Genomic DNA, 14,232 nt, shown 5'->3' with positions numbered 1-14,232 from the left:
CCGTTACTGGTAACTAAGACTTACAATCCAGGTTTACGATCACTTCATCAATAAACGATTATCGACACGATGGGTAAGGTGACTAACCAAAAAGGCCGAACAAAAAAACGGGTTCCGATCCTACTGATTGAGGATAACGCCGATCAGTGGCTCATTATACGCTCGGCGCTGTACCAATGTATTCCTGAACTGGAACCTGTCTGGATCAATAACGCGGCCCAGAGCTTAACCTATCTGGAGAATTGTTCGCTCAAAAAAAACGATATACCCCGTCTGATCCTTATGGAGTTGTACTTACCCCACCGGGACGAGGGGCTTGCCTTGCTGGCCTCTATTAAAAGTCACCCTTTTTATCGACAAGTGCCGGTTATTGTCCTGAGTAATTCAGAAGAGTACAATGACATTATCGAAACCTACCAGTATAGTATTGCCTCCTACATTGTTAAGCCCAGTACCTATCACCAATGGCTAGTGGGTTTTTATACATTTCGGCGCTATTGGTGGGATTGGGTTTCTTTATCATTTCGCTCGTCCCAAGCAGATGGCACTCACCTGAACTAATCCAGCTTCCCGGTCATCTACCTACAGGGTGGCTATAGCTGAATCAATTGGTACGCAGTTTCTTCTGAAGCCCTTGCTCTTCGCTACACACCGTTAACCATGCCAACCGATGAACCAAACTACTGACGAATTAGCGGCTTTAAGGCGCATTATTCGTGTCATCGAGCGCTTCCGCCAACTAGTGCCCAACTCAACGCTGGCCGGTACGGAGGCTAAGGAGGCTTACCCAAAACAGCACTTGTCAGGTCAAGACTGGAAATTCTGGAAACAACTACAGATTGATCCTGAAGAGTTACTTGCTAACAAGCAGGCATCTGTGGTAGATCAAACCTTATCGGGTCAGCAATTCAGCCGCCTAATTGGTCAATACAGGCGGGCAGGTTTTGAGGTTTATTAGGTTTGGTGTCAACTGCAAACTCAGTCTGGCTTTGGCACGACTGATCCATTTCAGGAGTGTTGATCCTATCGCCAAAGACGATTGGTTGATTACTGCACGGAAAAGTTAGTTTAGTCTTCATAACCAGCTTCAGATCGACTATTCGGCAGTCGGCATTAATTATCCAATGAAACTTACGCTTAAACCTGTTGACATTCCGTTTATGGTTGGTGATACGGTCTGGGTCGATCAGCCGTGCGGAGCCGCCAATGAGTTTCCTTATTTTCAAGGTATCATTATGCAGATTATCTTAGATGGTAGCCTAACCAATACCCTGGTGATACGGAATCGTGTCGAAACGCATGAATTAGTGATCACCAATGCGATATACGGTTTAAAACCTATTGGCGATCATACAGGCATGGCCAGAGTCAATGTAAACGTCCAGCTTATTCCCCTTCAGACTAATTTATTTGCGACGAAAATTCAGCTGTTGGCGTATCAAAACCAAACTAGTTGACAAATAGATAGCTTGGTCGGGTTCGTGGATACGTAATGTCTTTTTACAACCTCTCCATACCCGTTGGCATGAAGTTCGCATCAGCCGGAGTATGCCGGTCAAGGATATTTACTGACGGGCTTGTTATAGAGAAATGAATGATACGTCAATCTATTTACCTTGTTGAGGTATATGGCAGTCGTGTAGCGATTAACCGGAAATCGGTTTGTACAACGTCTTTCCCTATCAGGACCATTGCCATATGTAAGTCCCCTTACGCTCAAACTAACTCACTGACTAATCCAACTAACCGATGAGTTCATTAACCGATGCCGACAAAGCGCAACTTGGGCAATTGGCCGACTACTTATTAAGCCAGCAGGAGATAATCGTTGACCGGTGGCAGACGAAATGCTCGCTGGATGAAGCGCTTCATCCCTTCACCTGCCATTCCCGCCAGGCGTATACGGAAATGCTACGGGTATTACTTCATCGCCTTATCCAGCGTGTCATGGGTGAGTCCCGGGTAAGTGGTCTGGATGGCAGGAGCCTTCAACTTTACTGTTGGCAAGGGGGCTACTCTCTGGCTGAATGGTTTAGGGTAGTAGACAACCTTTATGATGTCCTGGATGAACAGATCCAGCAGTTCCTGGAGCGCTATCCCCAAACGCAGCCCTGGGTTATTACCCAGGTGTATCGTCAATTGCTTAACCTATCGAAGCAGGTTAGCAGGGACAGTATTGGCTATGCTGATCAATTGTGGCAAACAAGAGGGGACGAGCCGCTACCAACGCTTCCCCTAGCGCCGGATACCCGCCCCCATTTGGCCATACCGCGCGTGGACCACCTGCGGCAGGCTGCTCATGATCTGCGTAGCGCGTTTGGTATTCTCGCCACGGCAGCTAGCTTGCTACAAAGGCCGCTTAAGGCCACTGATCGGACAAAATACCTGGACATGCTGCATCGGAATGTGAACGTCGCCGTGCACTCATTGAACCAAGTATTGACCTATGCTCCGGTCGAAGAGAGCGGTCAATCATAAGTCGTATGGAGTGACGTTAGTTAGCTACGTAGCCACAGGATCAGGCCGTGGTTCCGGGCGGCACAAACGAATCCAACAACTGAGATACCGCTTCCAGCTCGACCGGTTTAACCAGGTGACCGTCAAAACCAGCCTCCTGACTTTGTCGCTTGTCATCGGCCTGGCCGTAACCCGTCAGGGCAATTAGAATCAAATGGCGACCCCAGGCCTGTTGACGAATCAAACGGGCCGTTTCGTAACCATCCAACCCGGGCATTCCAATGTCGAGCAGGATAACGTCTGGCTGTAGTTGCTCCGCAGCTTCCAGAGCTTGCTGACCACTGTAGCAAACTTCAACCGTATAGCCGGTCAGTTCCAGCAGCAGGGCGAAGGAGTCAGCCGCATCCTGGTTATCATCCACAACTAAAATCCTGCGGCCTGATATTGGTGAAGCGACTGGGATCGAGGTGTTTTCTATAGACGGATCTACAACGGGTAAAACGGGCAGGTAAACTAAAAACTCACTCCCTAGCCCCAGGCCCTCACTTCGGGCTTCTACCCGCCCGCCGTGCAACTCAACCAGGCGTTTGACCAGCGTCAGACCCAATCCCAATCCACCCTTCGTGCGAGCCAGCGAATTATCTACCTGCGCAAACAACTCAAAAATGCGCTCCAGCTGATCAGCCGCCAGACCGATGCCCGTATCGCGTACCCGCAAGCAAGCCATGGAATGGTTCGGCTCCTCAATTACCTGATCCAGGCTGACCCAAACCTGCCCCCCCTCGGGGGTATACCGGGCACCATTCGTCAGTAAATTGGTCATGACCTGAGTCAGCCGGGCAGCATCGCCGGACAGGTAAATGGATTTACTGGGCAACGAAATTGACAATTCGATATGGCGCGCTTCAAAGAGGGGGCGTACGTCATCAAGGGCATCCGCCAACAGGGCCTTCAGATCCAGTCGCTCCAACTGCAGCGTAATTTTCCCCTGATTGATTCGGCTGACATCCAGTAAGTCATCCACCAGCCGAACTAACTGGTTAACCTGTCGATTCATCAACGCGATGGCTGCGCTCATGGTCTCGGTTTGTCCACCGCTAAGCCCCAGCGTTTGCAGAGTATGGCGAACGGGGGCCAGTGGATTACGTAATTCGTGGGCCAGCATCGCCAAAAACTCGTCTTTCCGTCGATCTGACTCCCGCAAAGCTTCTTCCACGGCCTTGCGCTGGGTAATATCCCTGGCTACCGTGGAAAGGCCGATGACCTGCCCGGTGGCATCTTTCACTGGCGAGAGTACCACCTCCAAATCCAGGGACTGCCCGGCTTTATTGACCCGGATGGTTTCATAGGTTTCAACCCGCTGGTTCAGTTTGATTTTCTCCACGTTGCGCAACATCTGAACCAGGTCCTGGGGCATGGTCAACAGACTCAGCGGTTGACCGATGGCTTCCTCCGCCGGGTAGCCGTAGAGCGATTCGGCAGCTTGGTTCCAACTGGTAATCAGCCCCGCAAAATTGACCGTCAGCACCGAATCCTGCGATGATTCGACAATCGAGGCCAGAAAATAGTTGGCTTCTTCGGCTTTCTTACGTTGGGTGATGTCGACAAAGGTTAGCACCAGGCCGTTAATACGGTCGTCGGACGTGCGGTAGGGAAATATCCGCCCCATATATACGCGGCCGTCCGTCGATCTGACTTCTCGCTCGATGGGTTGGAGCGTGGCCAGCACCGCTTCGGCATCAACCTGCAATTGAAGATAGTCCAGTCGACTGGTAATGTCGCTTAGGGGCCGCCCCGTGTCGGTGGCAATCAAATTGAAAATAGTTCGCGTAGCGGGCGTGAACAGGTTGACCCGCAGGCTTCGGTCCAGAAACAGGGTGGCTATGTCGGTGGCGTTAATCAGGTTCTGCAAGTTGTTGCTGGCCAGAGAAATCTCTTCCAGTTTAATCTTCATCTCCTGATTGATCGTCGTAAGTTCTTCGTTGATCGACTGAAGCTCTTCCTTGCTGGTCTCCAACTCCTCGGCCGACGAGCGCAACTCCTCGTTGATCGCCTGCAATTCTTCGTTGGCTGCTTTGAGTTCCTCAGCCTGGAGCTCATGCTGCTCGTTGGCGAGCCGTAGTTGCGCTTTGGCCCGAATCAATTCTTCCTCCAACTGATGCGCCATGGGCTCGACCGGGGACCGCTCACGGGTTAACGTGTCTGATTCTTCGGTCGTTGGCTCAAAGAGAACCAGTATAAAACCGCGAGCCGGATCCCCTTCGCCCAGTACCGGTCGGACGTGAAGGGTGATCGTCTGAACCTGGCCGTCCAGACGTACCGTGAGTCGGGGCACTACCACGGGGGTCCGTTGCTGAACCGCCCGGTAAAAAGCCGACCGAAGTTCCAGGCGCAGGTCGGACTGAATGAGTTGAAGTAGATTTTTGGACGGTTCGCCCCCCCCAACCTGGAGGTAACGTCCTGCCCGGTCGGACACATGCAGGATGTCTAAGGCCTCATTGGCCAGGATCGAGGGGGGCCCATACTGCTCAAGTACCTGGTGGTGCAGCTCGCCATAACTCAGTCGACCGTTCGACGGATTTTCTTGAGCCAGGGTGGCTTCTGACCCTCGTTTTTGGGCGGGGGCTATACCGGCACTGATCTCGGGCACGGGGTAAGCGCGGGGGGCCACTGATCGACTCTGAAACAAGTGGTGCTCCCGATGAACGGGAGCATACAGATCACGAGTACCGTCGGTCGTTTCGGCCAGGCCCAACAGCAGATACCCGCCCGGATTTAGAGCAAAGTGAAAGGTCTCCAGCGCCCGCTGCTGGGCTGTCTGATTAAAGTAAATGAGCAGATTACGGCAGCTTATCAGATTCAGCCGGGAAAAGGGCGGGTCTTTGAGCACGTTGTGGTGGGCAAACAAAACCATCTCCCGAATCTCGGGCCGAACACGATAGCTTTCCCCTTCTTTGGTAAAAAAGCGACGCAGCCGCTCGGGCGATACGTCGGCAGCATCGTTCAGGGTATAGAGCCCATCCCGGGCGGTGTTCAGAGCGGTCTCATCCAGGTCGGTGGCGAAGATCTGTACGTTCGGCGCATCAACAATGTCCAGCGTACGTTCGGCGAATAGCATCGCCAGTGAATAGGCCTCTTCGCCTGTGGCACAGCCTGCTACCCAGATGCGCAGAGTATTGTCCTGGGTTTTACTATGGGTGAGTATGGATATGAGCTGATGTTCCAGCGTGGTGAAGACGGGGCTATCGCGAAAAAAGTTGGTGACCGAGATCAACAAATCTTTCAGCAGTGCCTGGATTTCCTCGGGATGCTCCCGCAGAAAGCTCACGTAAGCGGGTAGGTCGGGCAGGTTGCGCACGTTCAGGCGACGCTCAATTCGCCTGAGCATTGTGGGACGCTTGTAATTGGTAAAATCGTGTCCGGTGCGCACCCGCAGTTGAGTGAACACCTCACGCAGGGCTGCTTGTTGGTCCTCCTGATTTGACGAAGGCTCCAGGGGAATAATTAGTGTACCCCGGCTCTGGGCGTAAGCCAGCAGCCGGGCCGGTATTTCTTCTACAGGCAGAATATCATCCACCAGATCCGTGGCGATGGCATGGCGGGGCATCTCATTGAAGGTGGCCTGGCGGGGATTCTGTACAAAGACCGCCCCGCCCCGCTCCTTGATGCGCTTGAGGCCCATGGAGCCGTTGGCGCCGGTGCCCGAGAGAATCACCCCTATAGCCAACTCCTGATGCGACTCCGCCAGCGTGCGAAAGAAAATATCCACTGGTGCCCGCCGGTCTTCGATCTGGGTATTAGGCAGTACCACTAGATGCCCTTCGTCCATTTGCAGGTGCTTATTGGGAGGTACGACGTAAACATGATTGGCGACGACCTCCACCCGCTCGTCCACCTTACTGACAGGAATGCTGGCCACGTCCTGCAGGATTTGAGTCAACTGGCTGTCATAATCGGGCGACAGGTGCAGGATGACTACGTAGGCCAAACCCGAATCGGGGGTCACCTGCTTAAAAAACTGGGTTAGTGCTTCCACACCCCCCGCGGAGGCACCGATGCCCACGACTAATAGTTCTGTCACGACTGGTTTATTTTGGCTTTTCAGGAAGGATTTTTTCTTGCTCAAAGCTAGCGAGATCTGGCTGTCGGATTTAAAGAGGATCAGTGGCCCGGACGACCGATTCAACATCATCGAAATCGGTCGTATGGTCGTTCTCGGTTGGGGGCCCCAGGGAGCGGTGAGTTCGTACGGACTGGCGAACGAGCTCGCTCTACTGTTGAGTTTCCTGGGCTTGCTGAAAATAAAGAGCCGCCTGCTTAGGATGGTTAGCATCGGCAAACTGGTCGCCAAGCTGGTTGAGTAGCGAAACCCGCTCATCCATACCCCGAAGGGCACTGTAAAGGCTGTCTTCAATTTTTTCGGACACGGTGGTCAGTAAAGCATCGGCTGAATAGGCGTGACCGGTATGACAACGAAAGCGGGTCAAAGAGCCTTCGTTAAGTCGGGTTAACACGCCGTGACAGTCCGGGCAGGCATAGGCGCTGGGTGGACCAAACTGGCCAATCGTCGTTCCTAATGCTGTATCCCCGGCTGCAATGCTAATCTCAGCTTTTGTTTTCTTGTCCTCCTCGATGGGTATGGGTAGTTGCGGTGAAACGTCCTCCCCCACCAGTTGAACCAGTAAAGCGGCTAAGTGAACAAGGGGGGCAATAAGGTCAATGGCTACCTGGCGGATGGCACTTTCAGGCATGGCGGATACCAAGGCTTCCTGGGGGTCCTGAACCAGGGCCATCCCACCCCGATGCTTGATGGTCCACAGACCAGCGGTACCGTCGTCGAGGGCACCGGACAAGATCACGCCAATCACCCGGCTGCCATAGGCATAAGCCGCTGAACGAAACAGAGGATCGATGGCGGGGCGAAAGTGATTTTCTTTGGGTCCGTGGGTGATACGGATGCGGCCGTTCTCGATTAGCATATGCCGATCGGGTGGCGCGATATAAATGCGGTTAGTCTGAATCAGTTCGTGATCAACGGCGTGGGCAACCGGGATCGTTGTCAGCTTCGCCAGTTCCCGAGGCAACATCCCCCGAATTGTTGGTGCCATGTGCCAGACAATAAAGATGGCTGCGTCCAGAGCGGGCGGTAAGCAAGCGCTCAGGCGTTGAATGGCGTCGAAGCCGCCCGCCGATGCGCCTATAACAATGATATTTCGTTTTTCCATGTAAGGATAAGGTGTGGGTTGTCAGCTACTGGTGACGACTATCGTGGATTTGGATACGTCTGTAGTCGTAGCACTCGATGATGCGAGGACTAGCCCTCACGAATATAGGGAAACTCACCCTTGTTTTTGCTCCTACAGCCAACCCGATTGTGTCTTCGGTTGAATTTTAATGCTTTACCTGTAAACCTCCATATTACACATCAAGTTAAAAATCCCTGAAACGAATCGTCAACAAGTCCTTAAACGAGTCGATCAAATGGAGCAGCAATTTGAGTCCAGCGTAACGATGAATCACTCCTTGAAAAGTCAACTAGAACGAATCTACCACTTGGAGCTAGTTTATCAACAATTGATCCAGAGAACTGAGCGTGCCATGCACGTTATGAATCAATTGGAACAACGGCAAAAAGGACTCCTTGAGCAGTTAGAAGCCATAAAGTGTCAGTTTGACGAGTTGCAGACAAAAATTGACGCCGAAAAAGCCAGACACAAGACGGGGTAAATTGACGTGAAATAAATAGAACCGTCATCAGGTTATCCGCTTCCATTAGTGATTAACTCAGGCAGAAAGTCTATGAGCATGGCATTCATCTATTCACGGTAAAAAATGACTTTCACCGGGTAGTCGAAGCGGTAAATCTTTACTATCGAGTTATATTACGGATATGAGAACAGAGTCGGCTTGATACTAATTTCCGGTAGTACTTATAATCTTCAAGCCGAAGGCTACTGGAGATACATTCGTCTTAATCTTAATGGCGCTCAGACATTTAGGGATTTTTTTTGTTATACACAGAAGATTTCCTCACAAAGCTATGTATGTCATCTACTTGCACCATCAGGATTATTCAAACCCTGGCCCTGAAATCTCAATGCCGTTTCTACCCGCTACGAATGATTGGCTAGAAATCCCAAAAGACATTCGGCAAACGTTCTGGCCAGCTTGCACCGAGACATTAACTGTCGTTGAACGAGAACATTTATTTGATGAGTCGATGAAGTTTTATGGCACCAGACTTTATCTTCAAGATTGGGAAGGGAACTAAACGATTAATGACCCTCATTCCACTAAAGTTTGCTTTCGAAGCAAAGAGTTCAAAACAGAAGTATAAACCTGTGCCCATTTTTGCAATAGTTATTGCCTTGTATGAGCAGTTAGCTGATAAAGAAACTAGATACAGGCTGCCAGCTAATCGATGACTGAACCGCCCGCAGGCGATCGTCCAATCCAGCGAAGCAGGCTTCCGTTACAGCCAAATAGCGGTACAGCCCAAACAATCTGGTTACGTTGCTAATGAGGCTACACAAATCACTTGTCGAATAGCCGATAGACAATTTCGGGTACCCGATATTCTGATCATTACGTTGGCCTGATCAACTGCTTGTCATAAAAATCGCGTCTGCTGTATGGCTTTTTTCTGCATCAGAGCAAAATGGGAGACATTTCATTCCAGGTTCACAAAGCTCCTGGCACTGCTTATTTTGTCTTCATACATCGGTAGCAAACAAGTCGGCTGCTTGCAGAACGTCGGCCAAAGTTACCCCGTACCTATAGGAAATAGCTTCGTTCGACAGCTCCGTCTGGTCCAGACGTCTGGTGTCATCATTTTAATCCTGGCGATTTAGTCGTTCCTGAAAGGAAGCTCGAAAAAAGGCCAGGCCAACGCTCCGCCTTTTTTCTTAATACGTAATCGTATTCGCTTACCAGCACTCTACTAACCTCTAAACTAAACAACATTATGCTATTGCCTATAACCGTAGACCCAGCAAACGCCCGTAGCTGGGCAGCTTACAGATGATTCTCTTTATGACAAATTTATTCTTCCCCATAAGAGCAATCTATGATGATAATCATAAAGCCTTATGATGCTTATCTAAGCAGGCTGTTACCAGCTCCGAAACCCTAACACTGACCTACCTAGGGGCTTTTTGGCAGAATTTGTCCGCTTTTATCGATTTGGTCACCCGTTTATTGTTACCCAATGGTCCGGGATGGGAGAGCAACCGGGAACATTCAGGCAAACACGATGTTACGTGCCAACCTAACACTGCCTCTCTCCAATAAGTGGGGTAGAAATAGATAAATCTACTGGCTTGGCATCGAGCGATATTCTCTCCGAAATGCGTAAAAAAAACTCGTATTCCTTCTGTGTCTGCCCAGTTTTTCATTCGCTCAGTGTTGTACGAAAGCCTTACCCGTGAAGCCGACAGCCAGCTTCGTCAACATGGCTATAATCTGCTGCTAACGTATCGTCTTTCTCATTTCTGATCTCAGGGCCCTTTATCGGGTAGTAGCTGGTCCTTCGCTAAACTGAGTTTTTCTTTGATAAATTTAATCTCGTAAAATCATCTGTGTGGAAAACAGAGGGCGATGCACATTTCATCAGTGGTCCGGGTCAGGTCCGGCTTTCGGAGACACAGAACACCTATTTTGATCATGCCATTGACTCGGGCAATAAAGTATAAATTAGGCTTGATGATTGACAGTGATGTCTTTACGGAATCAGCCTTTCTTCTCGAAGCCTGGCAAACAAATCAAAGAACGAATCACGAGTATCCTGATAAACGGTAAAGCCCAGCTTCCGGCTCTTCGACATATCTGTCATCACTTCAAGGGGTCTGCCCAAATCTAAATCCGTATGCCAGGCCGATGCCAGACGATCCAGATTAGGCTCTTTTAAGTTGTATCGAGAAGCTATATCTGCCCATAGCGTTCCATCGGTAGCGATCTGGACTTCCAGCGGGTGAATGCTACCATCAAACCCTTTCGCGTCGATGTCAAACCAGTCTGCTAGCTGTTGCCAGAGCCAGCTCCAGCGAAATATATCACCGTTGGCCACATTGAATGCCTGATTATGGGCTGCCTCGGTGGTCGCTGCCCAGATCATATGCTGAGCCAAAACCCGGGCATCCGTTACATCAGATAGCCCGTTCCATTGGGCACCGGAACCCGGGAACTGAAACGGCCTGCCAGTTTCTTTACAGATAGATGCATAGACGGCAAGGGTTGTCCCCATGTTCATCATATTGCCAACCGCTTTGCCAATTACCGTATGCGGACGGTGAATACTCCAGGTAAAGCCATCTCGCTCAGCGGCAGCATATACCTCATCTTCCTGGGCGTAGTAGAAGTTCTCGATCGGCAGTCTGGGGTGTTCTTCCCGTACCGGCGTTATGGGTAATGTACCGGCTTTGGCATAAGCCTCAAACGGACCCAGGTAATGCTTTAATCCAGTTACCAGCGCCACATGTTGCACCGATTTCGTTGGCGCAACCGCATTCAGCAAGTTGCGAACCATCAGACTGTTTACCCGGATGTTTTCAGCTTCAGTTTCGTTGCGCATCCAACTGGTAATAAACACGTGGGTAGGACTAATTTCGGACAAGGCAGCCTCCAGGTTGTCCATACGTAAAAGATCCGCTGCGATAGGAATCAGTCCGTTTAGCTCTGTGGCGGGATTACGGGCCAACCCATACACGGTCCATTCTTGGGCAAGGAGCCTTTGGGCCAGATTACTGCCAGTAATACCGCTGACACCAACTACTAATGCTTTTTTCTGCATAATCAACGTTGACTAGTTGGGTACATCTCCTGTGACGAATGATGACCTTTTAGGATGATAAGTTTTAAACCCTACTGTCTGTTTATAATTATTCCTGCGGCACCCATATTGTGAGGTTGTACCACCCGATAAGCTTCTGATCCGTTTACAACTGAAGTAATTGACAGGTATAAAACCGATACTCTTGCTGGACTAAGATCAAAAAAGACGTCCGAATTAAATCAGGCCAGAGCAACTAAAACTTAACCCAATACCACCCGTCAATACCAACGGCCAATAAACCAGACCGATCATTTATAGATTGTGCAAGCAAGAGTTAATCAAACGTACCGTAGTCAGGTACATAAAACTGAAACAGGTAGCATCCATACAGGCTGCTGATAAACTAAGGCTTTCACCGATTTGACTACAAGATTCACCAGTTTCACTACAGACTGCAACCGTTGGCAAATGAACTTTGCATCTCGAAAAAACAACCGAGAAGACATGACAAAGACCATTTTTATTACGGGAGCTTCGACAGGAATAGGGAAGGCAACGGCAAAACTGTTTGCGGCCAAAGGCTGGAATGTGATCGCGACCATGCGCAAGCCGGAGGCCGAAAAAGAGCTAAGTCGGTTAAACAACGTGATTCTGCTGCCATTGGATGTAACAGACAAAGAACAGATTAAACAAACCACACAGAAAGCACTAACGCTGGGCGATATTGACGTTGTGTTTAATAATGCAGGTTACGCATTGCTGGGCGCTTTGGAAGCCATTACCGATGAACAACTGGTTCGCCAGATGGAAACCAATTTTCTGGGTGTTGTTCGAGTTACGCAGGCGTTTATTCCCTACTTTCGCCAGAAGAAAGCCGGACTTTTTATTACCACAGGTTCTTCGGCTGGTTTGATGGGTTTTCCGGTCAGTTCGATGTACGATGCCAGTAAATGGGCCCTGGAAGGCTGGAGCGAAAGCCTCTCGTTTGAATTAAACGAATTCGGCGTTGGCATCAAAACGATAGAACCCGGTCTGGTGGCGACCGAAATAGGAACTGGCTCTGTGATCGCTTCGCACCCGGCTTACGAAACGTTGTTAAGTAAGTTTCTGGCGGCCACTGCTACTGATAAAACCGTTTCGACGGCTGAGCAGATTGCCGATGTGGTGTACCAAGCCGCTACGGATGGTACGAATACGTTGCGCTACGTATGTGGCGACGATGCCAAATCCCTGTATGCACAGCGCCTTGCCGTAGGCGATGAGGCTTTTCGGGAAGGCATCAGGCAAATGCTGACTGGCGCATAAGTGGAATTTCAGAACTTACGTTGCCGGTACATCGGTGTAACCATTTGTACCGGCACTACCGTTATATACCCATGAAAGGTGAACCAAAACACAAACCACATATTTACCAGTCTATTACCCAAATGCAACGGGCTTTTGGCTTACCACAGCCCTTGCATCCATTGATCAGCCTGCTGGACTATAGCAACGTGCAAATCACCCGTGAGATGCTGGCATCCCCCTTTGTAATGGATTTCTATAACATTACCTACAATGAGTCGGCCGGTTGCCGAATGCGATATGGGCAAACGACGTACGACTTTGATGAAGGTGGTATGTTTTTCACTTCACCCGGCCAGCCGTTAACTGGTATTCAAACAGCTGATTCGAGTTCAGGTTTCACTTTGCTGGTACATCCCGATTTTCTACGGAATTATCCGCTGGATACCAAGATCAAAAACTATGGCTTTTTCTCATATTCCGTAACCGAGTCACTGCACCTGTCGGATAAAGAAAAGACAATCATTACTGCCATTGGTAAAAACATTGGCGATGAACTGGAAACGGCCATCGATGATATCAGCCAGGACGTACTGGTCTCTCAACTGGAACTGCTGCTGAACTACAGTCAGCGCTTTTACAAGCGCCAGTTCATCACCCGTAAGCCGATAAATAATGCGCTTCTGGAAAGATTAGACGTATTGCTGCATACCTATTTTACCGATGAATCGGCCTTGATGAACGGATTACCAACGGTTCAATTTCTTGCTGACGAGTTAAACGTTTCGCCCAGATATTTAGGCGATATGCTGCGCTCACTAACCGGGCAGAATACTCAGCAATATATTCACCATAAACTTATTGAGAAAGCAAAGGAAGTGCTGACCATCAGCAACCTGACTGTTGGTGAAATCGCCTATCAGTTGGGTTTCGAGCATCCACAATCATTTAGTAAATTGTTTAAGTTAAAGACGAATTTGTCCCCGCTGGAATTCCGGCAGTCTTTTAATTGATTGTCTTTCTGGCTACTAAGCGGCAAGCAGGGTTAGTAAGCGTCGTTTTATGAGCTAGGGCTTGTGCAACGGCGACCAGGCTTTTTTAGAATAGGTATATGAAAGTGCGCAGTCCGCCCCGTGCTCTTCTGCCAGTTGAATTATTGTCTATTAAGCCTCCGTTTGTAGGTGGAGCAATGATTTTCTTCACGCTTCGGCGCCCCGTTTCATGTCAAGTTTGTTATACAATCCCTGGCTATTGCGTTAACGTTCGTGCTCAGAGACAAAGAACTGCACCAGCCATTGCGGGTTAAAGCCTGAGCAGATAGACAAGTTAAGTACCCTTTCGAAGATCGGCATGAGAAAAAGCCGTAAAAGCTCAATCAAATCCCTACCTTTAGGGGTGATGAGGCAAGAGGAATACAGCAGGCTGGTTATTGATTGTAAAAAAGAACATAGTTGTTTGCTTTTTAGAGACGAATCAATTCCATTGAACTTAACGGCGATGTTCGTTCCCAGCCGAGCCTTCACGTTTCAACAACTGAAAGTTTACCTGACTGGCTTTGGCCTCACTGACGAGGAGATTGCTGTTGTGCCCCTTCACAAACGTCCCAAGATAGCTCCCCTTGGTGGGTATGTGGTAACTATTCCTTTGCCACAAGCCGAATAGGCCTGGAAAAGACACGAGCTTAGTCAAACTTGCTTTCGACACACGGCAAAAAAGCTACG

General features: G+C 49.7%; 12 protein-coding genes. 9 read left to right on the top strand and 3 right to left on the bottom strand.

Annotated elements, in window-relative coordinates; genetic code table 11:
• Positions 1 to 69 precede the first annotated feature (69 nt).
• The 4 genes from IC230_RS13625 (at position 70) to IC230_RS13610 (ending at position 2,478) form a co-directional block, all read left to right on the top strand.
• Positions 70 to 561 carry a response regulator gene (locus IC230_RS13625; protein WP_191039580.1) on the top strand — a complete coding sequence of 164 codons (492 nt, stop codon included), beginning with the start codon at positions 70 to 72 and terminating at the stop codon, positions 559 to 561.
• 109 nt (positions 562 to 670) lie between these two features.
• A complete protein-coding gene (locus IC230_RS13620; protein WP_191039579.1) occupies positions 671 to 958 on the top strand; it encodes a hypothetical protein in 288 nt (95 codons plus the stop codon).
• 166 nt (positions 959 to 1,124) lie between these two features.
• Complete coding sequence (locus IC230_RS13615) at positions 1,125 to 1,457, top strand: hypothetical protein (RefSeq protein WP_191039578.1); 333 nt, start codon at positions 1,125 to 1,127, stop codon at positions 1,455 to 1,457.
• 292 nt (positions 1,458 to 1,749) lie between these two features.
• Positions 1,750 to 2,478, top strand: a complete 729-nt coding sequence (locus tag IC230_RS13610; protein WP_191039577.1) for a hypothetical protein — start codon at positions 1,750 to 1,752, stop codon at positions 2,476 to 2,478.
• 40 nt (positions 2,479 to 2,518) lie between these two features.
• Here IC230_RS13610 and IC230_RS13605 read toward each other — a convergent pair whose 3' ends face one another.
• A complete protein-coding gene (locus IC230_RS13605) occupies positions 2,519 to 6,538 on the bottom strand; it encodes a CheR family methyltransferase (protein ID WP_317171791.1) in 4,020 nt (1,339 codons plus the stop codon).
• Between the two features lie 190 nt (positions 6,539 to 6,728).
• Entirely contained in the window at positions 6,729 to 7,682 is a 954-nt protein-coding gene (locus tag IC230_RS13600; protein ID WP_191039575.1) for a chemotaxis protein CheB, read from the bottom strand.
• 256 nt (positions 7,683 to 7,938) lie between these two features.
• Between IC230_RS13600 and IC230_RS13595 the strand changes: the two genes are divergently transcribed.
• Positions 7,939 to 8,184: a hypothetical protein gene (locus tag IC230_RS13595; protein WP_191039574.1), complete on the top strand. Its 246-nt coding sequence runs from the start codon at positions 7,939 to 7,941 to the stop codon at positions 8,182 to 8,184.
• Between the two features lie 313 nt (positions 8,185 to 8,497).
• Positions 8,498 to 8,728, top strand: a complete 231-nt coding sequence (locus IC230_RS13590) for a hypothetical protein (RefSeq protein ID WP_191039573.1) — start codon at positions 8,498 to 8,500, stop codon at positions 8,726 to 8,728.
• A gap of 1,449 nt (positions 8,729 to 10,177) precedes the next feature.
• Here IC230_RS13590 and IC230_RS13585 read toward each other — a convergent pair.
• A complete protein-coding gene (locus IC230_RS13585) occupies positions 10,178 to 11,245 on the bottom strand; it encodes an SDR family oxidoreductase (RefSeq protein WP_191039572.1) in 1,068 nt (355 codons plus the stop codon).
• A 486-nt stretch (positions 11,246 to 11,731) separates the two neighbouring features.
• Between IC230_RS13585 and IC230_RS13580 the strand changes: the two genes are divergently transcribed.
• The 3 genes from IC230_RS13580 to IC230_RS13570 all read left to right on the top strand — a co-directional run bounded on the left by IC230_RS13580 (position 11,732) and on the right by IC230_RS13570 (position 14,173).
• Positions 11,732 to 12,532 carry an SDR family oxidoreductase gene (locus IC230_RS13580; RefSeq protein ID WP_191039571.1) on the top strand — a complete coding sequence of 267 codons (801 nt, stop codon included), beginning with the start codon at positions 11,732 to 11,734 and terminating at the stop codon, positions 12,530 to 12,532.
• 71 nt (positions 12,533 to 12,603) lie between these two features.
• A complete protein-coding gene (locus IC230_RS13575) occupies positions 12,604 to 13,524 on the top strand; it encodes a helix-turn-helix domain-containing protein (protein WP_191039570.1) in 921 nt (306 codons plus the stop codon).
• Between the two features lie 337 nt (positions 13,525 to 13,861).
• Entirely contained in the window at positions 13,862 to 14,173 is a 312-nt protein-coding gene (locus IC230_RS13570) for a hypothetical protein (protein WP_191039569.1), read from the top strand.
• Positions 14,174 to 14,232 lie beyond the last annotated feature (59 nt).

The organism is Spirosoma validum (assembly GCF_014699035.1).
Taxonomy (GTDB): domain Bacteria; phylum Bacteroidota; class Bacteroidia; order Cytophagales; family Spirosomataceae; genus Spirosoma; species Spirosoma validum.
The sequence above is the reverse complement of the archived record's forward strand: the minus strand, read 5'-3'. Positions and strand labels throughout refer to the sequence as shown.

Bases quoted from the DNA above. Each gene is read 5' to 3' on its own strand.
- IC230_RS13625 (WP_191039580.1), top strand. From the start codon at position 70: ATGGGTAAGGTGACTAACCAAAAAGGCCGAACAAAAAAACGGGTTCCG.
- IC230_RS13620 (WP_191039579.1), top strand. From the start codon at position 671: ATGAACCAAACTACTGACGAATTAGCGGCTTTAAGGCGCATTATTCGT.
- IC230_RS13615 (WP_191039578.1), top strand. From the start codon at position 1,125: ATGAAACTTACGCTTAAACCTGTTGACATTCCGTTTATGGTTGGTGAT.
- IC230_RS13610 (WP_191039577.1), top strand. From the start codon at position 1,750: ATGAGTTCATTAACCGATGCCGACAAAGCGCAACTTGGGCAATTGGCC.
- IC230_RS13600 (WP_191039575.1), bottom strand. From the start codon at position 7,682: ATGGAAAAACGAAATATCATTGTTATAGGCGCATCGGCGGGCGGCTTC.
- IC230_RS13595 (WP_191039574.1), top strand. From the start codon at position 7,939: ATGGAGCAGCAATTTGAGTCCAGCGTAACGATGAATCACTCCTTGAAA.
- IC230_RS13590 (WP_191039573.1), top strand. From the start codon at position 8,498: ATGTATGTCATCTACTTGCACCATCAGGATTATTCAAACCCTGGCCCT.
- IC230_RS13585 (WP_191039572.1), bottom strand. From the start codon at position 11,245: ATGCAGAAAAAAGCATTAGTAGTTGGTGTCAGCGGTATTACTGGCAGT.
- IC230_RS13580 (WP_191039571.1), top strand. From the start codon at position 11,732: ATGACAAAGACCATTTTTATTACGGGAGCTTCGACAGGAATAGGGAAG.
- IC230_RS13575 (WP_191039570.1), top strand. From the start codon at position 12,604: ATGAAAGGTGAACCAAAACACAAACCACATATTTACCAGTCTATTACC.
- IC230_RS13570 (WP_191039569.1), top strand. From the start codon at position 13,862: ATGAGAAAAAGCCGTAAAAGCTCAATCAAATCCCTACCTTTAGGGGTG.